Below are 26,074 nucleotides of genomic sequence, written 5' to 3'. Positions count from 1 at the left end.
GGGAGATGTGCAGGCTCTGTGGGAGTCTGCGCGGGATGGAGGGCCATGCGCGCTGGTGCAGCACGCGACCTCCTGACCGAGCTCTCGGCTCCGCTCACGCGTCGCGGCTGCCTCACCCATATCGAGGAGCGGCCCCGGCGGGCGGGCCGGCAGGGCAGCTTCCCCGAGTGGACCGATCCGCGGCTGGTGGAGGCGCTTGCCGGGCGGGGGATCACCGCCCCGTGGATCCACCAGGAGCAGGCGGCCCGCCTCGCCCACGATGGGCAGGACGTTGTCATCGCGACCGCCACCGCCTCCGGGAAGTCGCTTGGTTACCAGCTGCCGGCCCTGACCGCGATTGGGGCGCGGGAGCTGGACATCCGGGCGCCGCGCGCCACCGCCCTGTACCTCGCGCCCACCAAGGCGCTGGCCGCCGACCAGCTGACGAACCTTCAGGCCCTCGCCGATCAGGCGGGGCTGCGGGATGTGCGCGCGGCCGTGTACGACGGCGATACCCCCACCGAGCAGCGGCGCTGGATCCGCCGCCACGGCACCTTCGTGCTCACCAACCCGGACATGCTGCATTTCGGGATCCTGCCCGGGCATGAGCAGTGGGCGCATTTCCTGCGCGCCCTGCGGTACATCGTGGTCGATGAGTGCCACACGTATCGCGGCGTGTTCGGCAGTCATGTGGCGATGGTGCTGCGGCGCCTGCGGAGGGTGGCGGCGCACTATCGGGCCGAGCCCACGGTCGTGCTGGCCTCGGCGACCACCGCGAACCCGGAGATCTCCGCGAGCAGGCTGATCGGCCGGGACGTCGTCGCCGTGACCGAGGATGGATCCCCGCGGGCCGGGCTCACCATCGGCCTGTGGGAACCGGGCACTTTGGCGCGCGTGGACGGTCGCGGGGACCCCGCGGCCTGGGAAGAACCCGATGGGGACGGGGGCGCCCCAGCTGTGGATGCGGATGCCCCGGCTGGGGACGAGGAGGCCCCGGCCCGACGTGAGGACCCCGTGCGCCGCGCGGCGACCACCGAGGCGGCGGGCCTGCTCGCAGACCTCGTGCAGCGGGATGTGCAGGCTCTCGTGTTCACCCGCTCCCGCCGCGGCGCCGAGCTCGTGGCCTCCGGAGCGCGGCGCCTGCTGGAGCAGAAGGCGCAGCAGACCGACGGGCCGGGCCTCGTGGAGCGGGCCAGCCGGATCGCCGCCTACCGCGGCGGCTACCTGGCGCGGGAACGCCGGGCCCTTGAAGATTCGCTGCGCTCGGGGGAGCTGCGGGCCCTCGCCTCCACCAATGCGCTCGAGCTCGGCATCGACATCGCGGGTCTGGACGCGGTGGTCGTGGCCGGCTGGCCTGGTACGCGGGCGTCGCTGTGGCAGCAGTTCGGCCGCGCCGGGCGCTCCCAGGAAGCCGATGCCGGGGCGCTCGCACTGTTCGTCGCACGAGAGGACCCACTGGACACGTACGTCGTCCATCACCCGGAGTCGCTGTTCGGCGTCGAGGTGGAGGCCGCCGTGTTCGATCCCGCGAACCCGTACGTCATGACCCCGCACCTGTGCGCGGCCGCCTCGGAGCTCGCTATTCGCGATGGGGAGGAGGAGATCTTCGGGCCCACCGCGCGGGAACTGCTGACGACGCTCGCGCGGCGCGGGGTGCTGCGGGCTCGCGCGAGCGGCTGGTACTGGACGCTCAGCGAATCCGCGCATGACCTCACCGATCTGCGCGGCAGTGGTGGCGAGCCGGTGCGGATCGTCGAGCAGGCCACCGGCAGCCTGCTGGGCACTGTCGATGCGGCGAGCGCCCACACGCAGGTTCACGACGGCGCGGTGTATATCCATCAGGGCCGCAGCTTCGTGGTGGACCACCTGGATGTGGACCAGGCCGTCGCCTTCGTGCACCGCGAGGACCCCCTGCACTCCACGCATCCGCAGTCCGCCTCGACCCTGCGGATCCGCCAGGTGGAGCGGGAGGCGCCCTGGAAGGACGGGGTGCGCCTGTGCTTTGGGACCGTGGAGGTCACCGACCAGGTCACCGGCTACCAGGTGCGCGACGTGTACACGCAGGCGGTCCTGGCCCAGCATCCCCTGGACCTGCCGCCGCGCACTCTCACCACCAAGGCCGTGTGGTGGACGCTGCCGCGCGAGCTCACCGAGGGAGCGGGGATCGATGCGGAGGAGCTGCCCGGGGCGCTGCACGCCGCCGAGCATGCCGCGATCTCGATGCTGCCGCTGCTGGCCACATGCGACCGCTGGGACATCGGCGGACTCTCCGCCGCGCATCACGAGGACACCGAGGCACCGACGATCTTCGTGTACGACGGGGCACCCGGCGGCGCGGGCTTCGCTGAACGCGGGGCCGACGACGCCGCCGCGTGGGTGCGCGCTACGGCCGACATGATCGCCGCCTGCCCCTGCGCCGCCGGCTGCCCCGCCTGCGTGGTCTCCCCGAAATGCGGCAACGGCAATGAGCCGCTGTCCAAGCCGGGCGCTGCGACACTGCTCGGGCTGCTGCGTCAGGAGTGAGGGGTGCGGGGCTCGCTGGCAGCAGCTTCTCGCGCTCGTCCCCGCCGCCGCGGCGGCGCACAACCGTACGCAGGCTCCTTGCGGTGCATCACAAGCAGGGCCTCGCCGCGATCTCACGGCAGCTCCTCCGGTCCGGGTCCGGCGCGGGCGCGGGCGCTCGCCGGGGGCAGCGGCAGGGAACCTGCCCGGACCTCCACCGTGACGAGCACATCCCAGCCGCGGCGCTCGCAGGACGTGAGGCGTGCATCGTTGCGCTGTGCGACCTCCGCGGCGACCGCGCAGGGATGTGCGTTCGCGGCGGCGAGCGCATCTGCTCCGGCGAGGGCCGCGAGGTCTGCGGCGGTGCCCGCTTGCTCCTGGGCGAGCAGTCCGCCGCCCAGCAGCGCCATCGCCCCCACCATCACGCTCGCGGTCCCCGTCCAGGCGAGGACCGATGCGGCTCCGGTGCTCATGGGCCACCTCCGGCCTGTGTGTCCGCACCCAGCAGGGTCGGCTCGAGGCGGGCCTCCGCATCGGCGTCGAGCTGCCAGCTGGCCCCCGAGAGAGGTCCTGGCCCGGCCTGCAGGGTGCGGGTGACCTCCACGTGCACCCAGGTGTCAGCGCGCGTGATGCTCACCGCGGTGCCCTGCCCGCCGATCCGCTGCGCGACCGCGACCGCCGCAGCCTCATCCTCCCCACGCGCGAGCTCCCTCGCGGCGCCGCGGGCCGCGGATTCCAGGCGCACCTGGGTAGCAAGGCCCGCCCCGGCCAGGATCAGCACCACCACCATCGTCACCACCACGGGCAGCACGATCGCCGTTTCCGCGGTGGCGGAGCCCCGGTCATCCCGCAGGAGGGATGACCGGGCGCACCGCGGCATCACTGCCCCTTGGACAGGGCAGAGGTGATGATGCCCATCAGCAGCTCGCGCACCTCACCGGAGGCCAGCAGTGCCACCAGCACGGCGGCGAAACCGCAGGCTGCGAGCACCGTGATGGCGTACTCAGCGGTGGAGGCGCCGGTCTGGTCGTGCAGCACGCGGTGCACAGCCCGGCGCATCCGGATCATCGTGAGGGTCATGGTCATCTCTCCTTCGGGGTAAGGACGGCAGGTGCCGTCCGGTGGCGCAGCACCCACACGGAAGCGCTGCAGGGGTACCGGGAGGACGGGTGTCCGCCCGGGGTGGCAGCCGCAGCTGCCGCACGCCGCCTGCGTCGGCGGCGCATCCGGAGCGAGCTCCGGGAGTCAGGGGACGGCGGCGCCGGGGGAGAGCGTGCCGCCGAGCAGGGAGATCACGGTCGGGATGATCCCGAGCGCCACGAACGCCGGCAGGAGCGTCAGCCCTGTCGGCAGCACCAGCCGCACCGCCAGCTGCGCGGCGCGCACCTCCGCGTCCCGGGCCCGGCCCCGCCGACCATCCCGGGCGGCCGAGCGCAGCACCCTCGAGAGGTCCGCGCCGGTGCCCTCGGCGAGCACGGCGCTGCGTCCTAGGGCGGCCAGCTGCGTCGGGAGCGCACGCGCGGCACGTTCGGCACCCAGTCCGGAATGGAGTCCGGAGGCGAAACGCTCCAGCGCCTCACGGTCTGCGCTGGTCGGCAGCGCCTGGGCCACCGCTTGCGCGGCGCTCGCAAGCGGCAGCCCGGCCTCGAGCGCGCCCGCCACGAGCTCCAGCAGCACCGATCCGTCGAGCCCCACGGGCGCGGGCGGGTCCGCCGCGCGAAGCATCCGATGCATCCACCACCAGCCGGCGACAGTCAGAGCCAGGCCTACGGCGCCCAGCAGGTGCCCACCGGGCGTGCTGAGCAGCAGGTGCAGAGGATCCCCGCCCAGCAGCGCCCCGAGCGCAAGCCCGCCAAGCGGCAGCACCAGCAGGATCCGGGCCGTGGACCGCGGACCGGCGAACGCGCTGCGCCGCGCCAGGGCCGCGTCATGCAGATCCCGCAGTGCCTCGGCGAGATGCTCGAGCATCACCGCGGTGGGTGCCCCGGTGCGCTCACACACCGCGAGTGCCGTCCCGAGCGAGCGCACCATCGCCGTGGCGTGCAACCGCCCAGCCCCGGGCCGTCGCGGATCCGCCCCGGCAGCCCCGGCCCGAGCCAGATCCGCGAGGTCCCCCGGGGGCGCGGAGCGGCCCACTGCCGCCCAGGCCTGCCGGATCGTGGAGCCGGAGGCGAGGACCGTGGCCAGCTGCTCCACCGCCCGCGCCACCTCGAGCGGACCTGCCCGATGCCGCCGCCCCGCCCCCGAGACCTGCGGCCCCGGGGCGTGGCGGCTCGGTGGGGCGAGCACCCACAGCAGCATCAGCAGCGCCGCGATCAGCAGAACTGTCATGCCACGGCCCTCCGATGCCCCGCCGAGGGCCCCGTGACGGGGGTTGGGGCATGCAGCCACCGCGAGAGATCCCCCGCGGCGGGTCCTTCCAGCAGAGCGCCCCCGCGCACCTCGAGAGCGGTGCGCGCGTGCAGCGTCCCATCGGCCACGCGGACCAGCAGGGCGATCTCCTGCACCGCGCGGACCCCGGCCTCGCGCCCCAGGTGGATCACGACCTTGAGGGCGCTGGCCACCTGCGCGGCCAGCGCCTGCCGGTCCAGTCCGCCGAGCGCTCCCAGTGCTTCCAGGCGTGCCGGAACATCTGCGGCGGTGTTCGCATGCACGGTGCCGCAGCCGCCCTCATGTCCGGTGTTCAGCGCCTGCAGCAGCTCCCGGATCTCCCCGCCACGGCATTCGCCCAGCACGATCCGGTCCGGGCGCATCCGCAGGCTCTGCCGCACGAGCGTGGCGAGTTCCACCGCGCCGACGCCCTCGCTGTTGGCGTGCCGTGACTGCAGATGCACCACATGCGGATGTTCCACCTGCAGCTCGAGCACATCCTCGACCACGACGATCCGCTCAGCGGGCGTCACCTCCCGCAGCATCGCCGCCAGCAGCGTGGACTTCCCCGTCCCTGTGCCGCCGGTGACCAGGAACGGGATCCGTGCGGCGACCACCTGCTCGAGCACCGCGCGCAGCGTCGGGCTGATCGCCCCCAGGCGCACCAGATCCCCCAGGTCCAGGCGCTGCCGCCCCGGCACCCGCAGGGAGAGGATCGCCCCGCCCGGGGACAGTGGCGGCAGCACCGCGTGGAAACGGATCCCGGAGGGCAGGTGCGCATCGGCCCACGGCACCGCATCATCCAGGCGCCGACCCCCAGCGGTCGCGAGCCGCACCGCCAGGTCCCGCGCCGCCTCCGCATCCAGGCGTAGCTCGGTGCGGTGCAGCCCGCTGGAATCGTCGACCCATACCGTGCCGTCATCGTTGACCAGCAGATCGGTGACCTCCGGGCCGAGCAGCCCCTGCAAGGGGCCGAGCCCGTCGACGTGATCGCGCAGCTGCGCGGTCAGCTCGAGCATCGCCGCGGCCCCGAGCACCCGTCCCTGCTCGCGCAGCACCCGCACCACGCGCGGCACATCCACCACCCCCGGGTGGCGCACCAGATCCTCCCGCACGACCTCCACCAGATCGGTGAGGTCCTCCTCGCCCGCTGCCGGGCTCATGCCGGGATCTCCTCAGCCAGGGCATCCAGCAGCTCCCGAGCCGCCCGATCCGCGCCGCGGCGACGTACATCCAGCAGCGGCACCACCGCCGGGGAGAAATCCCGAAAGCTCGCCGCAAGCGGCAGCGCGAGATCCTCGGCGACATCGCGGGCATCCAGCGGGCCGCGCCGCCGCACCACCAGGTGCGCGAGCCCCACCGGCAGAGCCCAGTCGCGCAGCCGCCGGGCGGCCGCCCGCACCGCATGGTCATCGGCTCGGCTCACCAGCAGCAGCGCATCCAGATGCTCGTGCGCGCTGGGCACGAGCTCCGGCGCGAGATCCACCACCACGGTGCCATCGAGCGCTGCCAGAGCTGACAGCGCCCGCGGTAGCATCACGTCCTGCGCGCCGGGGCCATCGCCCGCCCCGAGCAGCCGCACCTCGTCAATGACCGGCAGGTTCTCCCGCAGCGCCGCCCCGTCCTCCGGGCCCAGCGTCTCGATCTCCGCCCACGTGGCACCCTCCCCGTCGGGCGCCTCCACCAACAGATCCAGGCCCCCGCCGCGCGGATCAGCGTCCACCAGCGTGACGGTGCCGTGCCGGCGTGCCGCCCCCGCGAGCCGCGCCGCGAACGATGAGGCGCCCGCACCACCACAGCCGGCGACGACACCGAGCATGAGCGCCCGGCTGCGCGGCCGCGTGAGGTCCGCCAGCAGGGACAGCAGCTGTTCGGACTCCGCGGGCAGACGCAGCACCGCGAGTGCCCCGAGGGCGAGCGCTGCGCTCCACGTTGAGGACGCGACCTCTTCCTGCGCGGTGACGATGAGCACCGGGGTGCGTGGCGGCAGGGGAGCAGTCAGCGGCAGCGCGCTCGCCGCGACGACCAGGAGTGCACACCCCGAGAGATCGGATTCTGGCGCGAGCTGCGCTCCCGCCGCGGAGACGTGGTCACGGATCTGCGCGGCAAGCGGCCCGTCGGCCCCGATGCATGCCACCCGTGCCGCACTGTGCGCGGTGCGGTCTCGCCCGGTGGGGAATACCGACGGGGGCCGCGTGGGAGCGGAGCCGGTGCGCGAGGTTGCGCGCAGCAGCCCCAGGCGCGGTGCGCTGCCCGATCGTGCCGTGCTGTTCGGTTCTGCGGTGCCGTCCGGTCCCGCGGTGCCGACCGGGGCGGTTTCGCTGTCACGTGCAGGGCCGGCGCCGCGGCGGCTCGTCTTCGCCTGATGCGTCGTGATGGTGCTGGTCATGGCGCCAGCGTGACGAGATCACGGCGAGCGCACCAGGGAGGGGGTGCCGATTGTGGATGAACCCCCGTTGTGGAGGAAAGGTCGCGGGACCCAAGTCCTTGCCACCCCCTCCAGGAAGGCGTAGTGTGATCTGCACAACGACGAAGTACCCCATCGGAACCCACGTACGACTGGTCCCCGCAACGGACCGGCTGTGAGCCGCCGAAAGCGGCACCGCAGCCAGATCACGTGTACGCCTGATCCCGATGACCAGGTCTCGTCGGGGAGCGGCGCCGCGATTCATCGCGACGCCGCTCTTTCGTGTGCGCACCTCGTGCGGCGGTGATGACCAGGGGGCGTGCGGCACCCCGACAGCTCTGCCGCCCCGTGCCCTACAGCTTCAGAGCGCGCTACAGCTCCAGAGCGCGCTACAGCTTCAGCGCGCCTTACAGCTCCAGGTCCACCACCACGGGCGCATGATCGGATGCGCCCTTGCCCTTGCGCTCCTCCCGGTCGATGAACGTGCCGCGCACCGCTTGCTGCACCGTGGGCGAGCCCAGCACGAAATCGATCCGCATCCCCTCCCTCTTCGGGAAGCGCAGCGCCTGGTAATCCCAGTACGTGTACACCCCGGGCCCCGGATGCTCAGGCCGCACCACATCGGCGTACCCCGCCTCCACGACGGCCCGGAACGCCGCCCGCTCCGGCTCGGACACGTGGGTCTTGCCCTCGAAGAACTCCATCGACCACACGTCCTCATCCTGCGGCGCCACATTGAAGTCCCCCACCAGCGCCACCCGGGCCGACGGATCCTCCGCGAGCTCCCGCGCCCCCTCCGCGCGTAGCGCCTCCAGCCAGCGCAGCTTGTACGGGTAGTGCGGATGCTCCAGCTCCCTGCCATTGGGCACATACAGCGACCAGACCCGCAGGCCATCACCCACAACCCCGGACAGCGCCCGCGCCTCGATGACACCGCTGTCATCCTCCGGCCACGTCGGCACCCCTGGCAGCTCGCGTCGCACATCCGTAAGCCCCACCCGGGAGATCAGCCCCACGCCGTTCCACTGATTGAGCCCGTGCACCGCCACCTCATAGCCCGCCGCCGCGAACGGGGCCAGATCCAGCTGCTGGGGCTTCGCCTTGATCTCCTGCAGCGCCAGCACGTCCACCTCATGCCGGTCCAGGAAACCGATGACGCGGTCCATACGGGCTCGCAGGGAATTGATGTTCCAGGTCGCAATGCGCATGAGCTCGATCCTACGGGCCCGGTGCAGCGCCCATCGGACCCCGCCCGGATAGTGCCGGTCGTATGCTTCGGCCATGGCACGCGCGCTGGTCACCGGCTCCACCTCCGGGCTGGGGCTCGAATTCGCCTGGCAGCTCGCCGGCACCGGGCATGATCTCGTGTTGGTCTCGCGGGATGACGCGCGACTGCGGGCCGTCGCCGAGCAGATCCGTGACGTCCACGACGTCACCGTCGAGGTGCTGAGCGCCGATCTCTCGGATCGCGAGCAGCTCGACCGCGTCGCCACCCGCCTCACCGACCCCGTGGACCGGGTGGACCTGCTGGTCAACAACGCCGGCTACGGGCTGCGCGGCGGCTTCCTCGAGATCGGCATCGAGGACCACGAAGCCCAGATGGACACCCTCATGCGAGCCGTCCTGGTGCTCTCCCACGCCGCCGCCCGCACCATGGTCCAGCGCCGCTGCGGCGCCATTCTCAACGTCTCCTCCCTGGCCGGCTACACCACCGCCGGGCCCTACGCTGCCTCCAAAAGCTGGGTCACCGTGTTCACCGAATCTCTCGCCATGGAGCTGAAGGGCACCGGCGTCACCGCCACCGCGCTGCTGCCCGGCTTCGTGCAGACTGAATTCCATGAGCGGGCGAGCATGAACATGGAGGGTCTGCCCCGGGTGACCTGGCAGAAAGCCCCCTATGTGGTGGAGCAGGCACTCAAGGACACCGCCAAGGGGGCGGTGCTGTCGATCCCGTCGGTCAAGTACCGCACCGCAGGGGAGGTCTCCCGCATCGCCCCGCGTCCCCTCGTGCGGGCCCTCACCTCCCCGAACTGGTACCGACGCCTCCAGGCCCGCACGGTGCACCGCTCCCGCCGCCACGCCTCCCGTCGAGAGCTGAAGGCCCCCTGGCAGCGCGAGGACGAGCCGGACGCCTGAGGCGCTGCATTACCCTGGCGACCATGTCGAACGCCCCCGCCTCGCAGACCCTCTCCTCCGATGCCGCCCGGGAGCGGCTGCGCGAGCTGATCCGTGATCTCGCCGTGGTGCGCGGCCACGTCATCCTCTCCTCCGGCCAGGAAGCGGATCACTACGTGGATCTGCGCCGCATCACCCTCCACCACGAGGCCGCCCCGCTGGTCGGCCGCGTCATGCTGGACCTGTTCGACCGCGAAGGACTCCTTAACGGGGTTCAGGCCGTGGGCGGGCTGACCCTCGGCGCCGACCCCGTGGCCACCTCGATCCTGCACGCCTCCGCCGCTGATCCGCGCACCACCGGGCTTGACGCCTTCGTGGTGCGCAAGGCCGCGAAGGCCCACGGCCTGCAGCGTCGGATCGAAGGGCCCGACGTCACCGGTCGACGCGTGATCGCCGTGGAGGACACCTCGACCACCGGCGGCAGCGTGCTCACCGCCTGCGAGGCGCTCACCGAAGCGGGGGCCGATATTGCTGCGGTCGCTGTGATCGTCCATCGCTCTGACGCCTCCCGTGAGGCCGTCGAGCAGGCGGGCTACCGCTACCTCGCCGCCTACGACATCAGCGAACTGGAGATCTGACCAGCGCGCCTCGGCGCGGCGCCTACCCTCAGACCTGATCCACGGAGCTCAGACCTGATCCACGGAGAAGGTGTCGCACGCCTTGACCGTGCCCTCCTCATAGCCGGTGGTGAACCAGTGGCGGCGCTGCTCGGAGGAGCCGTGCGTCCACGTATCCGGGCGCGCCTCCCCACCGGAGACCTCACCCTGGATGTGGTCATCGCCCACCGCGCTCGCCGCCGACAGCGCTGAGTCGATGTCTTCCTTGGTTAGCGGCTGCAGCATCGCCTGCCCCTGATCATCCGTGGTGGAGGTGGCGTGATGTGCCCACACGCCCGCGTAGCAGTCCGCTTGCAGCTCCAGCCGCACCCCATCGGACTGCTCACCGGTGGCCTCCCGGTCGATTCTCTGCATCGTCCCGGCCCGGTACTGGATGTGGTGCCCGTACTCGTGGGCGACGACGTACATCTTCGCCAGCTGCCCACCATCGGCACCCAGCTGACCGCTCAGGGCATCGAAGAACGTGACATCCACGTAGATGGTCTGGTCGGCCGGGCAGTAGAAGGGGCCGACGTCCGAGGTGGCGCCACCACAGCCGGTCTGCACGCCCTGCTCGAAGATGACCCCCGAGGGGTAGTCGAAGTCGATGCCCGCCTCCGGGGCGAGGCTCTCCCACAGCGAATCCGCGGACTCGATCGTGGCCTGCACCAGGCAGTCGTCGTGCTCATTCGCATCGGCACCGGTCTGGCAGTGCTCCAGGCCCTCACCCTCCTGCGCCTGCGGGGCCGGAGCCGGCTGCGGCCCGCCACCCAGCAGATCCAGCGGGTTGCCGCCCAGCAGCGTGAAGATGAGGATGACCACCAGCAGCACGCAGCCGCCGGCGCCGCCGATCTTTAGGCCACCGCCACCGGGCAGGCCTCCACCGCGCGGACGGAAACCGCCCCCGCCACCGGAGGCTGAGACGTTGTCGGAGCGGATCTCCGCATTCGGGTTGAAGGTCATGCGCACAGGGTAGACCGCGGGCGTGTCCCAGGTCACCGCTGTAACCGGGAGGACGGGGTGGGTGGTAGCGTCCCGATGCCGCAGCGCCCCGCCGCAGCGCAAGGGAGAGAGCATGAACATCGTCGACTGGGCCGTGCAGATCATGGGTGACCTCGGGCCGCTCGGGGTGTTCCTGCTGATCCTGCTGGAGAACGTGTTCCCGCCGATCCCCTCCGAGGTGGTGCTGCCGCTCGCGGGCGTGGACGCCGGGCGCGGCGGCAGCTCCTTCGTGCTGATGCTGCTCGCGTCCGTGGCCGGCAGCGTGGCAGGGGCGTGGCTGCTGTACGGGATCGGCCGGGCGCTCGGGCCCGAGCGGCTGCGGCGCCTGGTGATCCGTCTGCCGCTGATCCACGTCGAGGACTACGACTCCTCGGTGCAGTTCATGGAGCGGCACGGCAGCAAGGCGATCTTCTTCGGCCGCATGGTGCCCGGGGTGCGCTCGCTGATCTCCATCCCCGCGGGGCTGTATGCCATGCCGATCGGGATGTTCACGCTGCTCACGGCGCTCGGCAGCGCCATCTGGAACACCCTGTTCATCACCCTCGGGTTCTTCCTCGGGGACAACTGGACGGCGATCGAGCCGTGGACGAACATCATCTCCACGGTCGTGTACGTGCTGCTGGGGATCGCGATCATCTGGTTCATCGTCAAGCTGGTGCTGCGCGACCGGCGGCGTCGCGCACAGGGGCTGCCCGACCCGGATGCGGAGCACATGGACGAGCTCGAGCGGAGGCAGCAGTGAGCAGCGCGGCAGCGGGCCGGGGAGAGGGCACGGGCCGAGAAGCAGGCGCGGGCCGGGAGACGAGCGCGGGCCGGGAGATCGGCGTCGGCCCCCATCCCGAGCCCTGGCCGGACGACCCCCGCCTGGACCCCGAGCTGCTCGCCCACGGCGACCGCCGCAACGTCCAGGACCGCTACCGGTACTGGCGACGCGACGCGATCATCGCCGAGCTCGACACCCGTCGGCACCCCCTGCACGTCGCGATCGAGAATCTTGAGCACGATGCGAACATCGGCTCCATCGTCCGCACCGCCAACGCCATGAACGTCGGCGCCTTCCACATCATCGGACGCCGCCGCTGGAACCGCCGCGGCGCCATGGTCACCGACCGCTACCAGCACGAGATCCACCACCCCGACGCCGCGCACTTCCTGGCCTGGGCGCGCGAGCAGGGCAGGCCCGTTGTCGCGCTCGACATCGTGCCCGGCGCACAGCCCATCGAACACACCACCCTGCCGCGCGACGCCGTGCTCGTGGTGGGGCAGGAAGGCCCCGGACTCAGCCCCGAGATCCTCGACGCCGCGGACCTCACCGTCGGCATCACCCAGTTCGGCTCCACCCGCTCCATCAACGTCGCGGCCGCCGCAGCGATCGCCCTGCACACCTGGGTGGTGCAGCACGCGGACATCCCGGAGGGGCCGCTGGCCTGAGTGCGGACGCCCTCGTCGTCCGCACCAACGAGCCGGGAGCAACGGCTCGATCAATCCCCACTGGGCGTCGGACAACATGCCTTGCCAGCTCATCCGCCCACCGACACACCAAGGACCACCACAAGGTTAGAAGACACGCCCCTAGCGCACCGCTGGGCCAGGACCTCAGGCAGGGGTGCAGCGGTCGCCGATGTGGGAGGATGGTGGAGGATGATCGACCCCGACGACGGTGCCTCACCGAGTAGTCGGTGCGGTGCGCGTGACACGGGTCGCCCCTGACCGTTTTTCCACGAAGGAGACACGCCCGATGGCTGTTGTGAACCCGGACCAGTACAACGAGATGATCGACCGCGCGAAGGCCGGCAAGTTCGCCTACCCCGCGGTGAACGTCTCGAGCTCCCAGACCGCGATCGCGGCGCTGCGCGGCTTCGCCGAGGCGAACTCCGACGGCATCATCCAGGTGTCCTTCGGCGGCGCCGAGTACCTCTCCGGCTCCACCGTCAAGGACCGCGTGGCCGGCTCCCTGGCCCTGGCCGAGTTCGTCCACGCCGTGGCGAAGAACTACCCGATCAACGTGGCGCTGCACACCGACCACTGCGCCAAGGAAGTCCTGCCCACCTGGGTGGAGCCCCTGATCGAGTGGGACCTCGAGAACCGCGTGAAGAAGGGCCTGGACCCGATCTTCCAGTCGCACATGTGGGACGGCTCCGCCGTGCCGGTCGATGAGAACCTCGAGATCGCCGAGCGTCTGCTCGAGAAGTCCGTCGAGGCCAAGAAGATCCTCGAGATCGAGGTCGGCGTCGTGGGCGGCGAGGAGGACGGCGTCAAGGCCGACGTCTCCAACGACAAGCTGTTCTCCACCGTCGAGGACGGCGTGAAGACCGCCGAGAAGCTTGGCCTGGGCGAGCGCGGCCGCTACCTGACCGCCCTCACCTTCGGCAACGTGCACGGCGTCTACAAGCCCGGCAACGTCAAGCTCACCCCCTCGATCCTGCTGGACATCCAGAAGGCCGTCGGGGAGAAGTACGGCAAGGACATGCCGTTCGACCTCGTGATGCACGGCGGCTCCGGCTCCACCCTCGAGGAGATCCGCGAGGCTGTGGACAACGGCGTCATCAAGATGAACATCGACACCGACACCCAGTACGCCTTCACCCGCCCCGTGGTCTCGCACATGTTCGAGAACTACGACGGCGTGCTCAAGGTCGACGGCGAGGTGGGCAACAAGAAGGCCTACGACCCGCGCGCCTGGGGCAAGAAGGCCGAGGCCGGCATGGCCGCTCGCGTGGTCGAGGCCTGCGAGAACCTCCGCTCCGCCGGCACCCACCAGGGCTGAGCCGAGCGCACGGCGCCGGGGCCTGAGCTGCCCGTGAGCTGAGAAGCCCGGGCGCCTGAGCGCACCGGAAGCGCCTGTTCGCACGAAGCGCCCGTCCTGCCTGTGCGGGGCGGGCGCTTCTGCGTGCGCAGACCCGGCCCAAATGCGCAAATGTCGGATCCGGTGGCATGTTCGTGCCGGGCATGCCACCGGATCTGACATTTGCAGGGTGTGGTCGCTGCGGGGTGGGGCTGCGGCCGGGCGGCAGGGGCAGGCCCGCCGTCGGCAGGGGCCGCGGCTCAAGCAGCTCGGCGCTGGGCCCGTGCGCTCACGTTGCGACCCGACGCACTTCGGCGCCGAGCGGCGTGCTCTCGGGCACGCACCGCTCCCGGGGATAGCGCCCCGTCGGCCCAGCGACTGCGCGCGGGGACGTTCCCGCCCCGGGCGAGCATGGTGCGGCGCAGCGCAACCAAGAAACGCTCGGGCTGCGCGAGGTCCCCGGCGTTGAGCCTGCGAAAGGCCCAGCCCGCCGACTCCAGGGAGTCTTGTCGGGCGTGGTCCTCGCGCCACACGTCCTGCTCACGGTGCCAGTCGCCGTCATACTCGATCGCGACCTGCAGGTCCTCGTAGGCCAGGTCCAGCCGGCGCGGCCGGCCGGTGTCCGGGTCCGTGACCGGCAGGTTGATCGTCGGCTCCGGGAACCCGGCCCGCGTCAGCAGCAGACGGGTGTGCGTCTCACCGGGGGACTCGACGCCCGCCCGAGCATCATCCAGCGCCGTGAGGAGCCGACGCCCACCGCGGCGCCCCAGGTACGGCTCCAGGCGATCGCGCAACTCTTCTCGCGTGAGATGCCCGAATGGCGCCGTCGGCCCCAGCACATGGTCCAGCGCGACCACCACATCCTCGTGCGGCAGCAGCAGCGCGAGCTCGAGCAGCATCTGGCCGGGGGCGGAGATGCGCAGCCCGTCTCGGGTGCGAGACATGTGATCCAGTGTCCGATGCACCGTGACACGAGGACCGGCTGAGGCATTCTCCCCTGGGGCAACAGTGCAGTGCAGGTGAGGGATGCACAGGTCCGGGGCCCCCGCAGGCGTGGAGCGCGCGAGGTCGGCGTCGCTCCCGCGCAGTGCTGCTGGACCCGGGGACCGGAACAGCGTGGTGCGCTCATGCCCGGCGCTCCACGTGGTGCGCAGAAGGGAGATGCCGCCGTCGGTATGCCAGGGCAAGGGAATCCCGTAGAGCGCAGCCGCCGTCGTGTGACTGATGACTGCACCGGGGATGACCTGTTCCTGCAGGACGCGGCAGACGTCCTCGAGGTGCGCGGGGGATACGCGGGGCGTGTGGAAACCGGGAAAGATGCGCACGAATGACGTGGTCAGGCGCCGACTGGAGATTCCCATCGCGATCCAGCGCTCTCGGTGCAGGAGCGCTCCGTGGAGAATTGGAGTACGGCGCATGCCCGGATAGTGCCGGACGCGGCGCACACCGTGCAGCGGGTACAGGCGAGTTGTGGATGACGGGCCGTTGTGGAGGATAGGTCGTGGGGTCCACGCCGCCGCGCATGCCCGGTGCCGCTGCAAATGTGAGGTGCCGTGGCATGTTCGGCACCGGCATGCCTCGGGATCTCACATTTGCGGGGTAGGGCCGACGGGGCTGGGCGGGTCAGCGCCCGGGTGTCAGTAGCGGCGGCCCTGGGCGCGGCCCATGACGTGCTTGAGCGCAGGCAGCACGTCGGCCAGGAAGATCCCGGCAATGATGATCCCGGCCAGCATGAACAGCATCGACCCGCCGCGACCCACGGGGTAGGGCAGCGACAAAAAGCCCAACAGCACGGCCACGCCGGTGAGGATTCCCCAGAAGGTCTTGGTGCGCTTGCCTGCGGCGATATAGGCGTCGGGCCGGAAGCGCAGCGCGTTGATCAGCGCCCAGATCTCCACGGCCAGCAGCGCGAGGGACAGCACGACGAAGATCCACATCTGGATGAGGGCGATCATCGGGCCAGGATACGGAACCGAGCTGGACGCCCGACGCTGCGCCGCGCCCCGCCGCCTCGGCACTGCCGCCGCGCTCCGACTCCCGCTCAGCCGCGCCCCGACGCCGCGCCCCGGCACCCCGCTCAGCTGTGGCGGCTGGGGTCGGAGCGGTCGGTGATCAGCAGCTCGATCGCCTCGGTGGTCGCGGGCGGTTCGAGCGCGCGCATCTCCTGGGTCAGCGGTCGCGGCCCGATCGCATCGCCGTCGGCCGCGACCACGAGGCTGGGCAGGAAGCGCTTGGCCTCCGCCGCGGTGAGCCCCGTGGCCTGCAGCAGGTCGATCGCGAGCGAGCGCAGCTGGATCGTGAGCGTCACGCCTTCGAAGTGGCCGGCCCGACCGGGACGCAGCCCCTCGTCGTTGCGCAGCAGCATCTCCGGCGTGAGGTAGGAGCTGAACAGCCGCAGCCGGCGCCGTGCCTCGGTGAAGTCCACGTCCCGGTGGGACACGGCGTTGCTGAGCTCGGTGACGGCATCGCGGGCCGCGAGCAGCGCATCGGCCAGGGTGGAGTGTGCATCCCCGCCCACGGCCTCGAGGAACTCCACCTCGCGCCGGGCGATCATCCGCATGTTCCGCATCGCCCGGTCAGAGCCGATCAGCAGGTGCGCCAGGCGCCCCACATCATCGGCATGCCGCAGCCCGGAGGGGGAGAATGTCGCCATCTCGTTGGCGACGTCGTTGGCGAGCTTCCACTGGTCGGTGTATTTCTGGGAGACGTTGCGCAGCGCCCGCAGCGCCGCCCGCGCCACCGCGTTCTCGCCGCTGCGGGCGGCGAGAGCGAGGGAGGCCAGGCAGTCCTCGAGCTCTCGGTAGAACGCCTTCGCGGCGCGGGACTGCAGACGCCGCGGATCCCCGGACAGCAGCAGGTGCACGATGATCGCCACGCTCACCCCGGTCAGCGCATCCAGCACCCGCCCCCCGGGCGTCATCTCGGGCGTGACCGGCATGATCATCACCAGCAGCGACTGGATGGAGACTTGGAAGCCGAACAGCACCGAGGAGTCGATGAACCGCGCGAGCATCCCCGCGACGAGAATGGTGACAAGGATCTGCCAGGTCCCGGAGCCGATGACGCCGCGCGCCAGCTCGCCCAGCAGCACCCCCACCATCACCCCGAAGGCCATGTCCACGACCTTGCGCATCTTCTTCTCGATGCCGAAGCCGATGATGATGAACGCGACGATCGAGGAGAAGAACGGGTGCTCGTGGCCCCACACGAGCCCGGAGACGAAATAGGCGAGCGCCGCAGCGAGCGCCGCCCGGAGCACGGTCAGCGCATCATTGCGACCGCGCCCCAGCCCGTCCCAGAACCAGGTGCGCACCGCGGCGCGGGCCCGGTCCGGCAGCGGGATCGGGGCGGTCACGGTGGGGGTGGGGCCGGTCGACGTGCCGCCGGTGGCCGACGTAGCGCTGCCGCCGGTGAGCGGTGACCCCGCGGGCGTCGAGCCCGTGGGCGTCGATCCCGTGGAGGTGGAGTCTGCGGGAGGCGCTCCGTCCGGGGATGATGCATCGGCTGACGCGCCCGCTGGCGTCGGGATCGGGTCGGTGGGTGTGGGGCTGCTCATGGCGTCACCGGGTCCTCGAGCCGCATCTGCAGCAGATCCTCCAGGCGGAAGGTGTCTCCGTCCCGCGCCCCGCGTCCCACCACGAGCGGGGCGGGGCTCGGCTCCGGATCGGCGCCGCGCAGACGATTCAGCAGCCCGCCGTCCACTCGCATCACGTAGTACCGGCCCTCGGCATCCACCGCGAGAGTGCGATCGTGCTTGAGGTACCAGCCGTGCAGGGAGGTGCGGATGGTGCCGGAGCCACGGAAGGGTCGAGCGCGCAGCGGCCGAGCCGGGATCCCGGCGGCCTCGAACTGCGCAGCAGCCTCGCGGATCATCGCCGTGGCCTGCTCATGCTCCTGCTCGCGTGCGGCCTTGAGTGCCTGCTCCTTGGCGGCGAACACCTCATGGCGCTTGCGGGTCCACTCCTCGCCCTCGCTCATCATCACTCCATCATCCCAGGCGCACGGCGGAAGGGAAGAGAGCGCGGGAGAAGGAGAAGTGAGAGAAAGGGGGAGAGGGATAGAAGGGGGAGCGGGCGAAAGGGGAGCGGAGGAAGCGCCCGACGGGGGCCGTGCACTCGGACGCCTGCCCACCGCGGATGCTCCGCATGCTTTCCACCGCGGATGCTCCGCATGCTGCGTGCTCAGAGCCGCGCGGTGGTGGGCCGCTTGCCGTGGTCGCGCGGCAGCACGATCGGCTCCTGCGCGGCATCGACGAACGCTACCCGTCCGTCCCCACGGGCCGTGCTGACCCCGCCTGCTCCGTCAGTCCCGTCTGCGTCGTCGCTCTCCGCGCCCTCGAGGGCGACGCTCACGCTGAGCGGCACGCCCACGGGCACCGCCCGCTTGACCACGGCCAGCGCGATCGGCCCGAGGTCCGCGTGGATCGCCGAGCTCGTGACGGTGCCGACGACCTTCCCGTCGGCCCCTCCCATGCGCACCGTGGAACCGGCCGGCACCGGCACATCCTGCGAGCCGTCCAGGTGCAGCATCACCAGGCGGCGCGGCGGCTGCCCCAGGTTCATGACCTTCGCGACGGTCTCCTGGCCGCGGTAGCAGCCCTTGGCGGTGTGCACGGTCCGACGCAGCAGATCCAGCTCATGCGGGATGCTGCGCTCATCGACCTCGCGGGCGAAGCGGGCCCGATGCGCCGCGATCCGCAGCGCCTCCCACGACCCCATCCCGGCCAGCAGCTCACCGGTCCACGGCAGCGCCGCCAGTGCGTCAGCATCCAGCACGGTCAGCACCTGCGGGGCGACGTCCTCGGGGTCGGGCCCGTAGGCCACCCCGCCGGGCGCGACCTCCGGCCACGGCTCGGACCACACCGCCACCGGCTCCGGCAGCGCGAGGGCTGCGTCTCCGGACGTCGCCTTCGCCACCGACGCCCCCGACGGCCCGGCGAGCACCTCGTCGGCAGGCCGCACCGCGCCCAGCACCCGCAGGTCATCGCGATCGGTCAGCTCCACGCGGGCCGCGAAGCGCATCATCTCCAGGTAGCGGCGCAGGCCCGCGCGCGCCCCCGCATCGGTGATCAGCAGCAGCGACTCCTCGCCGGTCACCACCACGGCGGCCAGGTGCTCCACGCGCCCCTGCGGGCTCAGCACCGCCAGCGACGCGGAGGAGCCGACGGGCCGATCGGTGAGCACCTGGGACGTCGTGGTGGTGATCCAGCTGCGCGCATCGGCGCCGCGCACCTCCAGCAGCTCCAGCTGCGCGAGATCCACGACGGCGCGGCCGGCCAGCAGGCGGCGCTGCTCGCGCAGCGGCGCACCGTAGTGCACGGGGACGGCCGCATCCGGGCCCTCGCCGAGCACAGCACCGCTCATGACGAGGGGACGATGGGGGTTCTCAGGCACGGTCGAGCTCCACAGAGAGGTAGGGGGCGAGCTCCCCGTCGGCGCCGGGGCGTTCCCACAGCCACATCAGCCGCCCGGAGATGTACCCGATCATGCGGGTGCCCGCGATGGCGCCGCGCTCACCGAGCGCGAGCTGGATGCGGGGGCCGCGGGCCTCGCCCTGCCAGATCTCCTCCGCCGCCACGGTCGAGGAATCGGAGCTCTCCCCGCTGCGCTGCAGCTGCGCGCTGAGCGCATACGAGAGCTGGCTGGCCGCGGAACCGGGCTTGGCTGCACGTGCGGCCTGCTCATCCTGGCCGGGCAGCAGATCGCCGACGCGCAGCACGCCGGACTCCCGGTGCAGCAGACTGCGCTCACCGGTGCCGCCGGCGGGGGAGTGGGAGCGGGCGAAAGCGCTGTCGGGCGGCAGCGGGGCTGGCGCATCCACGCGATAGGTGCGGCAGGACCAGGCCAGCGTGCCGTCCTCCTGCGGGGTGCACGTGAGCTGCTGCTCGATGCGCACGGAGGCATCGTCACCGTCGTGCAGGGCACCGATGCCCTCCCAGCTGCCGACCAGCCAGGCCAGGGGGTACAGCGACGGTGGGAGCGAGGTGTCCAGCGTGATGGGCATGGACGGAACCCCCGGCTCAGTTGTTGAACAGGCGGGCGATCACCAGGGCGGCGAACGCGAGCGTGGCCACGCCGACGAGGACGACTAGGGTGAGGAAGAAGATCGAGAGAGCGGACATGCCCGCCAGTCTACCGGCCCGCACCGGGTGCTGAGGCCTCATGCGGACCCCACGTGCGTGACGGCCGCGCGACCGTTCAGGGAAGCTGGCTCACCACGAGCAGCGCCACCACCCCGACGGTCGCCACGGGCGCCGCCGCCACGGCGAGCGAGGGCACCGCCTCCCGGGCCACGAGCGTGGAGCCCAGCAGCTGCTGCGCCGCCGCCGCGGCGATCGCGCTGACCGCCCCGATGCCGGAGGCCAGCAGCAGCTCCAACCCCAACAGCTGCATCAGCAGCACCGCGGTGAGCGCTGCACCCATCACTGCGGACAGCAGGAACTGCACGAGCGTGGGGACCGGCGCGGTTCTCAGCAGCAGCGTGGACACCAAGCCCAGGGCGATCGCAGTCAGCAGCGCCGTCCGATCCTGGGCGAGCGCGAGGTGCTGGGCGAGAACCCAGCTGGCCCCCAGGCCAGCCATGAGCGCGCCCGACACCGTTCCGGTCAGGGAAAAGGTGAGCTCCTCCCGCTGCGGGCGGACCATCTGATGCACGAAGGCGCCGAAGATCCCCAGCGCGCACACCATGAGAATCCCGGAGATGGGTTCGATGCGCTCCGGGGCCAGCAGGATCGTCACCGCGGCGAGCACTCCGGTGCCGCTCACCACCCAGCGGGTCCCGCGCGGTGAGGGCAGCTCCAGCAACGCCGGCCAGCCGATCCCCAGCAGGATCGCGGTCAGCGACACCGCACCGACCATGAGCGCGGGAGAGGCCGGCCCCGTGAGCGTGACCAGGGCCAGCAGCAGCGCCAGGGCGGCCCCCAGGGGCGTGCGCTCGGGAGCTCTCACAGGGCCTCGCTCGCAGTCGATCGGATGAACTGGACAGGCGCCGGACCGCAGGGCCGAGGGGGCCGCGGCGGGCGCTACAGTTGCAGTCTACGAGCGTCCGCAGGCGGGGACCGAATCTCTTCGTCGGGTCCCACCGGCCCGGATGCGCTTCACCTCCCCGTCCGGAAGGACCGCATGATCATCACCGACGCCCTCACGCCCGCCCGGCGCGAGACGGTCCGTGCGCTCGCCGAGCGGGCCCGCCTGCACGACGGCATCGGCCCCCTCGATGAGGCCGCGCTGCTGGCCCTGGATGATCCCACCGTCGGCGCCACCCACCTGCTGGTGGAGGCGGGCGCGACGGGCACGCAGACGGGTGCGGATGGCACAGAGGCGGCCGATGGGGATGACGCCGACGCTGACCTGCACGGATATGCGAGCGTTCTGGCCGACGGGACGATCCAGGGGATGGTGGATCCGCAGCATCGGCGGCGCGGACACGGCAGCGCCCTGCTGGAGGCCGCGCTCGAGGCCACGGCCTCCCCAGCGGTGTGGGCTCACGGGGCCCTCGCCGCAGCTCTCGCACTGCTAACCTCCCGGGGTCTCGTGCCCACGCGCGACCTGCTGACCATGCGCCGCCCGCTGGACGCTGAGCATCCCGTGCCCGCGATCCCGGCGGTGCGCGATGCGCAGGTGCAGCTCGGCACGATCGACCTGCCGCGCGAGCTCGAACGCTGGGTGGAGGTCAACGCCCTGGCCTTCGCGGACCACCCCGAACAGGGGGCGCTCACCGCCGAGGACTTCACGCGCCGCACCGCGCAGGACTGGTTCGATGCGGCCGATGTGCACGTCGCACGGCGCGAGGAGAAGATGATCGGCTTCGTGTGGATCAAGCGTGAGCAGCCGGGCCCGGACGCGGGTCCCGCGCAGTCCGACGATGCGCAGCCCGGCGACGCACAGCCTGGCGACGCGCCGCCCCTTGACGCACAGCCCAGCGACGCCGAGGTGTATGTCGTCGCGACCGACCCGGCTGAGCAGGGCCGCGGCATCGCCGGCGCTCTGCTCACGACCGCGCTGCACCGCCTGCAGGACCAGGGCGTGCCCGCTGTAGAGCTGTATGTCGAGGCGGACGCCACCGCCGCGGTGGGCCTGTATGAGCGCTGGGGCTTCACGGTCTCCGGGCGGGATGTGCAACTGCGACCGGAGAGGGTCTGAGGGATGCGCGTCGCTCCCGGGAACCCACCGCCCGTCCTCGCCGCCGGCGCCCTGGCCTGGCGAGAGAAGGACGATGCGCTGCAGGTGCTGCTCGTGCACCGCCCCCGCTACGACGACTGGTCGATTCCCAAGGGGAAGCTCGACAAGAACGAGACCTTCCCCGCCGCGGCGGTGCGCGAGGTGCAGGAGGAGACCGGGTACCGGGTGCGGCTGCATCGGCCCCTGCCGGCGTCGGTGTATCTGATGCCCGATGGGCGCACCAAGATCGTGCAGTACTGGACGGCGACGGTGCGGGCCAAGACCGCCCCGGGTCCGCAGGACGCCGGGGAGATCGACACGGTCCGCTGGGTGAGCCTGGAGGAGGCCGCGCAGCTGGTCACCCGGCAGGGCGACCAGGTGCTGCTGGAGACCCTGCGGCGCTACCTCGCGGCCGATGAGCTCGAGACCGCGACCATCATCGTGCAGCGCCACGGCGCAGCGGTCTCTCGCTCCAAGTGGCGCAAGGGCGAGAAGACCCGCCCGCTGAACTCGAAGGGGAAGAAGCAGGCCAAGGCACTGCCGCCGCTGCTGGACGCCTTCGACCCCGCGACCGTGGTCTCCAGCCCCTGGCAGCGCTGCCGCGCCACCGTGGAGCCGCTCGCGGACATCGAGGGGCTGAAGGTGCGCACCAAGGATGAGCTGACCGAGGCAGGGCACAAGGAGCATCCCTCGCGCACGGCCGCGGTGATGGAGCGGGTGCTGCGCGAGGCCCGGCCCGTGGTGGTGTGCACGCATCGGCCCGTGCTGCCCACGGTGATCGAGGCCGTGCGCGGTCTGGCCGATCCCGGGGCCGCCCTCGAGCTGCCGCGGGAGGATCCTTTCCTCGCGGCGGGGGAAGCGCTGCTGCTGCACACCGCCGAGGAGGGCCGCGTGGTGGCGATCGAACGGCACCTGCCGAACATCGGCTGACGATCGAGCATCGGCTGACGCTCGAGCATCGGCTGCCCCGCGAGCAGCGGCTGATGAGCACGCATCGACGGACCAGCGAGCGTCGGCTGATAATGGGGCGCCTGGAGGCCAGGGCACGAGCATCGAGGGGATCCGCATGACCGATCAGAACCAGGGGTACCACCCGCAGAGCGCGGAGTCCTTCGCGCCGGAGTTCTCCTCCGCGCAGCCGTACCCGCAGCAGGAGCCGTACCCGCAGCAGCAGCAGCCGTACCCGCAGTATCAGTCGTACCCGCAGCACCAGGCCCCGGGAGGCGACGGCGTCTCCTCGGCAATGGGGATCGTGGGCCTCGTCATGGGGATTCTGTCGCTGACGCTGTGCGGCGGGCTCACCGCGCCGCTCGGGCTGATCTTCTCGATCATCGGGCTGCAGCAGGCCAAGCGCTCCGGTACGGGCAGGGGACTGTCGATCGCGGGGCTGGTCACCTCGATCGTCGGTATGGCGGTGCTGATGTTCACAATCCTCTACGTCGTCGCGTATTTCGGGCTGATCGCATCCGTCTCCGTATGACCCGGGGCCCGGCGCTGCTCCCACGCCGCCGTCGAACCGGTCCCGCACCGCCGACGACCCCGTCCCGCGCCGCCGCCGCGCCCTCCCCGCGCCTGCCCGCGCCGCTGCCGTATCAGTGCCGCGCCGCGGTGGCGCGCATCACCGGAAAACGCCCCATCGGCCCCCGTGATGATTTCGTGACCGCTTTTGTGACCTGATCGTTTTGCAGGTCTGACCTGCGGATTTGATGTTACTGGCGCCGAGTTCACCTGCCGTTCATGTAAGCACGGTCCGGCCGTCATCTGCCCTCCCTAGCTTCTCTGGCGTCAGACCTCCGCAGGACTCCCCGGGCCTCAGTGCCCCGAAAGGACTCGCAGTGAACGTTCGCAAGAACAAGCTCGTCTCTCTCGCCGCGCTCGGCCTCGCCGGCGGCCTCGCCCTGACCGCCTGCGGCGGCGGTGGTGACAACGGTGGCGGCGGCACCGGCAACGGTGGCGGCTCCGACAACGGTGGTGCGGGCGCCGCGGCCGGTGCCTACGGTGAGCTGACCGGGTCCATCAAGGGCTCCGGCGCCTCCTCCATGCAGGCCGCGCAGACCGCGTGGACCGAGACCTTCAACGGCATGGTCTCCGGGGAGGGTGGCAGCGCCTCCGTCTCCTACAACGCCATCGGCTCCGGCGACGGCCGCGCCGAGTTCCTCAACGGCGACACCCAGTTCGCGGGCACCGACGCGCCCCTGGATGAGGAGGAGCTCGCCCAGTCCGCTGACGTCTGCAACGGCGGCCAGGCCTTCAACCTCCCGGTCTACATCTCCCCGATCGCCGTGGCCTACAACCTGCCCGGTGTGGAGGAGCTGAACCTCACCCCCGCGAACATCGCCAAGATCTTCGACGGCAAGATCACCAAGTGGAACGACGAGGCGATCGCCAAGGACAACCCCGACGCGGACCTGCCCGACACCCAGATCATCCCGGTGCACCGCTCGGATGACTCCGGCACCACCGAGAACTTCACCGAGTACCTCGAGAAGGCCGCTGGCGACGACTGGAGCTACGGCACCTTCGAGACCTGGGACGCCGACGGCCCCTCCGTGGACGGCCAGCAGTCCGGTGACGGCACCTCCGGTGTGAAGGGCGTCATCGAGGGCACCGAGGGCACCATCGGCTACCTCGACGCCTCCCAGGCGGTCGAGCTGGGCATCGCCAAGGTCGAGGTCGGCGGCGAGTTCCTCGAGTACTCCCCCGAGGCCGCGGCCAAGGTCGTCGAGGTCTCCCCGCGCGCCGAGGGCCGTGAGGACAACGACATCGTCGTGGAGCTGGCCCGTGACACCGAGGAGGCCGGCGCCTACCCGATCGTGCTGATCTCCTACGTGGCGATGTGCGACTCCTACGCGGACGCCGAGCAGGGCGAGACTGTGAAGGCGTACGTGTCCTACATGCTCTCCGAGCAGGGCCAGCAGACCGCTGCCGAGAACGCGGGCTCCGCCCCGATCTCCGACGCGCTGCGTGGGGATGCGCAGTCTGCTGTGGACGCCGTCTCCGCTGGCTGACACCATCACCGCTGATACGCACCGAGGGCAACCTCGATGAGGGGGATACCGTCGGGCCCGATGCCGGGCCCGACGGTATCCCTGCGTCATCCCTGAACCATCCCGAGAGAGGTCGGATGTGAGCACGACGGACACGGACCGCACGGTCCAGGAGCCCCCCAAGCCGGACATGGTGGGCGGCGCCCGGATGGGCGACAAGGTCTTCTCCGGCCTCAGCGTGGGCTCGGGCCTGCTGATCTTCGCGACGCTGGCCGCAGTGGGCTACTTCCTGCTGCAGGAAGCGTTTCCCGCGATCATGGTCAGCACCGAGCTCAAGGGCAGTGAGGGCAAGTTCTCCCTCATCAAGACCGCGATCCCGCTGGTCTTCGGCACCATCCTCAGCTCCATCCTGGCGCTGCTGATCGCCGTGCCGATTGCGGTGGGCGTGGCGCTGTTCATCTCCCACTTCGCGCCCCGCCGCCTGGCCGGCCCCATCGGCTACATGATGGACCTGCTGGCCGCGGTGCCCTCGGTCGTCTTCGGTCTGTGGGGCGGCCTGTGGCTGGTGCCCCGCCTGGAGCCGCTGTTCCTCTTCCTCAACGAGTACCTGGGCTTCATCCCGCTGTTCGGCGGGCCGGTCACCCCGCCCATGCGAAACATGGCCACCGCCTCCGTCGTGCTCGCCGTGATGATTCTGCCGATCATCACCGCGGTCTCCCGCGAGGTGTTCCTGCAGACTCCGCGCCTGCAGGAGGAGGCAGCGCTCGCGCTCGGCGCCACCCGCTGGGAGGTCATCAAGACCGTCGTGCTGCCCTTCGGCCGCTCCGGCGTGGTGGCCGCCTCGATGCTGGGCCTGGGCCGTGCGCTCGGCGAGACCATGGCCGTGTTGATGATCATGTCCCCCGGTATGGCCGTGAACCTGAACATCCTGGTCTCCACGCAGCACTCCACGATCGCCTCGTACATCGCCCGCAAACAGGCCGAGGCCGGTCCGGATGAGATGGCGCTGCTGATCTTCACCGGCCTGGTGCTGTTCGTCCTCACGTTCCTGATCAACGCGCTGGCACGCCTGATCGTCGCCAAGACCGGCACGAAGGCCTGAGGGGAGTACT

The 26,074-nt window shown here is 71.3% G+C and carries 26 protein-coding genes and 1 pseudogene; 11 read left to right on the top strand and 16 right to left on the bottom strand.

Annotation, left to right across the window (positions count from 1 at the left end; genetic code table 11):
• Nucleotides 1-45 precede the first annotated feature (45 nt).
• Nucleotides 46-2,502, top strand: a complete 2,457-nt coding sequence (locus tag MU407_RS02200) for a DEAD/DEAH box helicase (RefSeq protein WP_246954948.1) — start codon at nt 46-48, stop codon at nt 2,500-2,502.
• A gap of 113 nt (nt 2,503-2,615) precedes the next feature.
• Here the strand turns inward: MU407_RS02200 and MU407_RS02195 are convergent, their stop codons facing one another.
• The 7 genes from MU407_RS02195 to MU407_RS02165 all read right to left on the bottom strand — a co-directional run bounded on the left by MU407_RS02195 (nt 2,616) and on the right by MU407_RS02165 (nt 8,466).
• On the bottom strand, nt 2,616-2,954 hold the full coding sequence (locus MU407_RS02195) for an Rv3654c family TadE-like protein (protein ID WP_102234826.1): 339 nt from the start codon (nt 2,952-2,954) through the stop codon (nt 2,616-2,618).
• The gene (locus MU407_RS02190; RefSeq protein WP_102234825.1) at nt 2,951-3,361 is read right to left on the bottom strand and encodes a TadE family type IV pilus minor pilin; all 411 of its coding nucleotides are present in this window, start codon (nt 3,359-3,361) and stop codon (nt 2,951-2,953) included. The genes MU407_RS02195 and MU407_RS02190 overlap by 4 nt, the downstream gene beginning before the upstream one ends.
• A complete protein-coding gene (locus tag MU407_RS02185; RefSeq protein ID WP_233190561.1) occupies nt 3,361-3,567 on the bottom strand; it encodes a DUF4244 domain-containing protein in 207 nt (68 codons plus the stop codon). Before MU407_RS02185 ends, MU407_RS02190 begins: the two co-directional genes overlap by 1 nt.
• Nucleotides 3,568-3,726: 159 nt before the next feature.
• Nucleotides 3,727-4,812 carry a type II secretion system F family protein gene (locus tag MU407_RS02180; protein ID WP_102234824.1) on the bottom strand — a complete coding sequence of 362 codons (1,086 nt, stop codon included), beginning with the start codon at nt 4,810-4,812 and terminating at the stop codon, nt 3,727-3,729.
• Complete coding sequence (locus MU407_RS02175; RefSeq protein WP_246954947.1) at nt 4,809-6,014, bottom strand: TadA family conjugal transfer-associated ATPase; 1,206 nt, start codon at nt 6,012-6,014, stop codon at nt 4,809-4,811. The genes MU407_RS02180 and MU407_RS02175 overlap by 4 nt, the downstream gene beginning before the upstream one ends.
• The gene (locus tag MU407_RS02170; protein ID WP_246954946.1) at nt 6,011-7,240 is read right to left on the bottom strand and encodes a hypothetical protein; all 1,230 of its coding nucleotides are present in this window, start codon (nt 7,238-7,240) and stop codon (nt 6,011-6,013) included. Before MU407_RS02170 ends, MU407_RS02175 begins: the two co-directional genes overlap by 4 nt.
• A 425-nt stretch (nt 7,241-7,665) precedes the next feature.
• Complete coding sequence (locus MU407_RS02165) at nt 7,666-8,466, bottom strand: exodeoxyribonuclease III (protein ID WP_246954945.1); 801 nt, start codon at nt 8,464-8,466, stop codon at nt 7,666-7,668.
• A 73-nt stretch (nt 8,467-8,539) separates the two neighbouring features.
• On the opposite strand from MU407_RS02165, the gene MU407_RS02160 reads away from it, so the two are divergent.
• Both MU407_RS02160 and MU407_RS02155 read left to right on the top strand, forming a co-directional pair.
• Nucleotides 8,540-9,394: an SDR family oxidoreductase gene (locus MU407_RS02160; protein ID WP_246954944.1), complete on the top strand. Its 855-nt coding sequence runs from the start codon at nt 8,540-8,542 to the stop codon at nt 9,392-9,394.
• Nucleotides 9,395-9,417: 23 nt separating this feature from the next.
• Entirely contained in the window at nt 9,418-10,011 is a 594-nt protein-coding gene (locus MU407_RS02155; protein WP_246954943.1) for an orotate phosphoribosyltransferase, read from the top strand.
• A gap of 48 nt (nt 10,012-10,059) precedes the next feature.
• Here MU407_RS02155 and MU407_RS02150 read toward each other — a convergent pair whose 3' ends face one another.
• On the bottom strand, nt 10,060-10,992 hold the full coding sequence (locus MU407_RS02150) for a neutral zinc metallopeptidase (RefSeq protein WP_246954942.1): 933 nt from the start codon (nt 10,990-10,992) through the stop codon (nt 10,060-10,062).
• 112 nt (nt 10,993-11,104) lie between these two features.
• On the opposite strand from MU407_RS02150, the gene MU407_RS02145 reads away from it, so the two are divergent.
• On the top strand, nt 11,105-11,773 hold the full coding sequence (locus MU407_RS02145) for a DedA family protein (RefSeq protein WP_246954941.1): 669 nt from the start codon (nt 11,105-11,107) through the stop codon (nt 11,771-11,773).
• Nucleotides 11,774-11,850: 77 nt separating this feature from the next.
• Nucleotides 11,851-12,462, top strand: a complete 612-nt coding sequence (locus MU407_RS02140; protein WP_246955015.1) for a TrmH family RNA methyltransferase — start codon at nt 11,851-11,853, stop codon at nt 12,460-12,462.
• Here MU407_RS02140 and MU407_RS02135 read toward each other — a convergent pair.
• A pseudogene (locus MU407_RS02135) lies at nt 12,460-12,555 on the bottom strand (IS5/IS1182 family transposase); the annotation flags it as partial. The gene MU407_RS02140 and the pseudogene MU407_RS02135 sit on opposite strands and share 3 nt — an antisense overlap.
• Nucleotides 12,556-12,769: 214 nt before the next feature.
• Between MU407_RS02135 and fbaA the strand changes: the two are divergent.
• Nucleotides 12,770-13,798, top strand: a complete 1,029-nt coding sequence (fbaA, locus tag MU407_RS02130; RefSeq protein ID WP_246954940.1) for a class II fructose-bisphosphate aldolase — start codon at nt 12,770-12,772, stop codon at nt 13,796-13,798.
• Nucleotides 13,799-14,076: 278 nt separating this feature from the next.
• Here fbaA and MU407_RS02125 read toward each other — a convergent pair whose 3' ends face one another.
• From MU407_RS02125 to MU407_RS02095, 7 genes are all read right to left on the bottom strand, one after another.
• Entirely contained in the window at nt 14,077-14,760 is a 684-nt protein-coding gene (locus MU407_RS02125; RefSeq protein ID WP_246954939.1) for a hypothetical protein, read from the bottom strand.
• A gap of 693 nt (nt 14,761-15,453) precedes the next feature.
• The gene (locus MU407_RS02120; protein WP_246954938.1) at nt 15,454-15,771 is read right to left on the bottom strand and encodes a DUF2516 family protein; all 318 of its coding nucleotides are present in this window, start codon (nt 15,769-15,771) and stop codon (nt 15,454-15,456) included.
• Between the two features lie 122 nt (nt 15,772-15,893).
• On the bottom strand, nt 15,894-17,372 hold the full coding sequence (locus MU407_RS02115; RefSeq protein ID WP_246954937.1) for an FUSC family protein: 1,479 nt from the start codon (nt 17,370-17,372) through the stop codon (nt 15,894-15,896).
• Nucleotides 17,369-17,794: a hypothetical protein gene (locus tag MU407_RS02110; protein WP_233190559.1), complete on the bottom strand. Its 426-nt coding sequence runs from the start codon at nt 17,792-17,794 to the stop codon at nt 17,369-17,371. The genes MU407_RS02115 and MU407_RS02110 overlap by 4 nt, the downstream gene beginning before the upstream one ends.
• Before the next feature lie 203 nt (nt 17,795-17,997).
• Nucleotides 17,998-19,209: a glycine cleavage T C-terminal barrel domain-containing protein gene (locus tag MU407_RS02105; RefSeq protein WP_246954936.1), complete on the bottom strand. Its 1,212-nt coding sequence runs from the start codon at nt 19,207-19,209 to the stop codon at nt 17,998-18,000.
• The gene (locus tag MU407_RS02100) at nt 19,202-19,819 is read right to left on the bottom strand and encodes an FABP family protein (RefSeq protein WP_102234812.1); all 618 of its coding nucleotides are present in this window, start codon (nt 19,817-19,819) and stop codon (nt 19,202-19,204) included. Before MU407_RS02100 ends, MU407_RS02105 begins: the two co-directional genes overlap by 8 nt.
• A 194-nt stretch (nt 19,820-20,013) precedes the next feature.
• Nucleotides 20,014-20,763, bottom strand: a complete 750-nt coding sequence (locus MU407_RS02095) for a hypothetical protein (RefSeq protein WP_102234811.1) — start codon at nt 20,761-20,763, stop codon at nt 20,014-20,016.
• Between the two features lie 174 nt (nt 20,764-20,937).
• Between MU407_RS02095 and mshD the strand changes: the two genes are divergently transcribed.
• The 5 genes from mshD to pstC all read left to right on the top strand — a co-directional run bounded on the left by mshD (nt 20,938) and on the right by pstC (nt 26,064).
• Nucleotides 20,938-21,957: a mycothiol synthase gene (gene mshD / locus MU407_RS02090; protein ID WP_246954933.1), complete on the top strand. Its 1,020-nt coding sequence runs from the start codon at nt 20,938-20,940 to the stop codon at nt 21,955-21,957.
• A 3-nt stretch (nt 21,958-21,960) separates the two neighbouring features.
• Nucleotides 21,961-22,905: an NUDIX hydrolase gene (locus MU407_RS02085; RefSeq protein WP_102234809.1), complete on the top strand. Its 945-nt coding sequence runs from the start codon at nt 21,961-21,963 to the stop codon at nt 22,903-22,905.
• 136 nt (nt 22,906-23,041) lie between these two features.
• Nucleotides 23,042-23,455, top strand: coding sequence for a DUF4190 domain-containing protein (locus tag MU407_RS02080; RefSeq protein ID WP_246954931.1), 414 nt, complete (start codon nt 23,042-23,044; stop codon nt 23,453-23,455).
• Nucleotides 23,456-23,810: 355 nt separating this feature from the next.
• A complete protein-coding gene (pstS, locus tag MU407_RS02075) occupies nt 23,811-24,983 on the top strand; it encodes a phosphate ABC transporter substrate-binding protein PstS (RefSeq protein WP_246954929.1) in 1,173 nt (390 codons plus the stop codon).
• 169 nt (nt 24,984-25,152) lie between these two features.
• Nucleotides 25,153-26,064, top strand: a complete 912-nt coding sequence (pstC, locus tag MU407_RS02070) for a phosphate ABC transporter permease subunit PstC (RefSeq protein WP_246955012.1) — start codon at nt 25,153-25,155, stop codon at nt 26,062-26,064.
• The last annotated feature ends 10 nt before the right edge of the window (nt 26,065-26,074 follow it).

The sequence above is a fragment of the Brachybacterium sp. Marseille-Q7125 genome (assembly GCF_023062615.1).
GTDB lineage: Bacteria > Actinomycetota > Actinomycetes > Actinomycetales > Dermabacteraceae > Brachybacterium.
Note: the sequence above shows the minus strand (reverse complement) of the source record. Positions and strands in the feature narration are given on the sequence as shown.

What these genes read in the sequence shown, in the direction of transcription:
- MU407_RS02200 (WP_246954948.1), top strand. Translation starts at nt 46, where the DNA reads ATGCGCGCTGGTGCAGCACGCGACCTCCTGACCGAGCTCTCGGCTCCG.
- MU407_RS02080 (WP_246954931.1), top strand. Translation starts at nt 23,042, where the DNA reads ATGACCGATCAGAACCAGGGGTACCACCCGCAGAGCGCGGAGTCCTTC.
- MU407_RS02110 (WP_233190559.1), bottom strand. Translation starts at nt 17,794, where the DNA reads ATGAGCGAGGGCGAGGAGTGGACCCGCAAGCGCCATGAGGTGTTCGCC.
- MU407_RS02100 (WP_102234812.1), bottom strand. Translation starts at nt 19,819, where the DNA reads ATGCCCATCACGCTGGACACCTCGCTCCCACCGTCGCTGTACCCCCTG.
- MU407_RS02175 (WP_246954947.1), bottom strand. Translation starts at nt 6,014, where the DNA reads ATGAGCCCGGCAGCGGGCGAGGAGGACCTCACCGATCTGGTGGAGGTC.
- MU407_RS02120 (WP_246954938.1), bottom strand. Translation starts at nt 15,771, where the DNA reads ATGATCGCCCTCATCCAGATGTGGATCTTCGTCGTGCTGTCCCTCGCG.
- MU407_RS02145 (WP_246954941.1), top strand. Translation starts at nt 11,105, where the DNA reads ATGAACATCGTCGACTGGGCCGTGCAGATCATGGGTGACCTCGGGCCG.
- MU407_RS02190 (WP_102234825.1), bottom strand. Translation starts at nt 3,361, where the DNA reads ATGCCGCGGTGCGCCCGGTCATCCCTCCTGCGGGATGACCGGGGCTCC.
- MU407_RS02185 (WP_233190561.1), bottom strand. Translation starts at nt 3,567, where the DNA reads ATGACCATGACCCTCACGATGATCCGGATGCGCCGGGCTGTGCACCGC.
- MU407_RS02195 (WP_102234826.1), bottom strand. Translation starts at nt 2,954, where the DNA reads ATGAGCACCGGAGCCGCATCGGTCCTCGCCTGGACGGGGACCGCGAGC.
- MU407_RS02165 (WP_246954945.1), bottom strand. Translation starts at nt 8,466, where the DNA reads ATGCGCATTGCGACCTGGAACATCAATTCCCTGCGAGCCCGTATGGAC.
- MU407_RS02155 (WP_246954943.1), top strand. Translation starts at nt 9,418, where the DNA reads ATGTCGAACGCCCCCGCCTCGCAGACCCTCTCCTCCGATGCCGCCCGG.
- pstC (WP_246955012.1), top strand. Translation starts at nt 25,153, where the DNA reads ATGGTGGGCGGCGCCCGGATGGGCGACAAGGTCTTCTCCGGCCTCAGC.
- fbaA (WP_246954940.1), top strand. Translation starts at nt 12,770, where the DNA reads ATGGCTGTTGTGAACCCGGACCAGTACAACGAGATGATCGACCGCGCG.
- mshD (WP_246954933.1), top strand. Translation starts at nt 20,938, where the DNA reads ATGATCATCACCGACGCCCTCACGCCCGCCCGGCGCGAGACGGTCCGT.
- MU407_RS02115 (WP_246954937.1), bottom strand. Translation starts at nt 17,372, where the DNA reads ATGAGCAGCCCCACACCCACCGACCCGATCCCGACGCCAGCGGGCGCG.
- MU407_RS02170 (WP_246954946.1), bottom strand. Translation starts at nt 7,240, where the DNA reads ATGACCAGCACCATCACGACGCATCAGGCGAAGACGAGCCGCCGCGGC.
- MU407_RS02150 (WP_246954942.1), bottom strand. Translation starts at nt 10,992, where the DNA reads ATGACCTTCAACCCGAATGCGGAGATCCGCTCCGACAACGTCTCAGCC.
- MU407_RS02160 (WP_246954944.1), top strand. Translation starts at nt 8,540, where the DNA reads ATGGCACGCGCGCTGGTCACCGGCTCCACCTCCGGGCTGGGGCTCGAA.
- MU407_RS02180 (WP_102234824.1), bottom strand. Translation starts at nt 4,812, where the DNA reads ATGACAGTTCTGCTGATCGCGGCGCTGCTGATGCTGCTGTGGGTGCTC.
- MU407_RS02125 (WP_246954939.1), bottom strand. Translation starts at nt 14,760, where the DNA reads ATGTCTCGCACCCGAGACGGGCTGCGCATCTCCGCCCCCGGCCAGATG.
- MU407_RS02085 (WP_102234809.1), top strand. Translation starts at nt 21,961, where the DNA reads ATGCGCGTCGCTCCCGGGAACCCACCGCCCGTCCTCGCCGCCGGCGCC.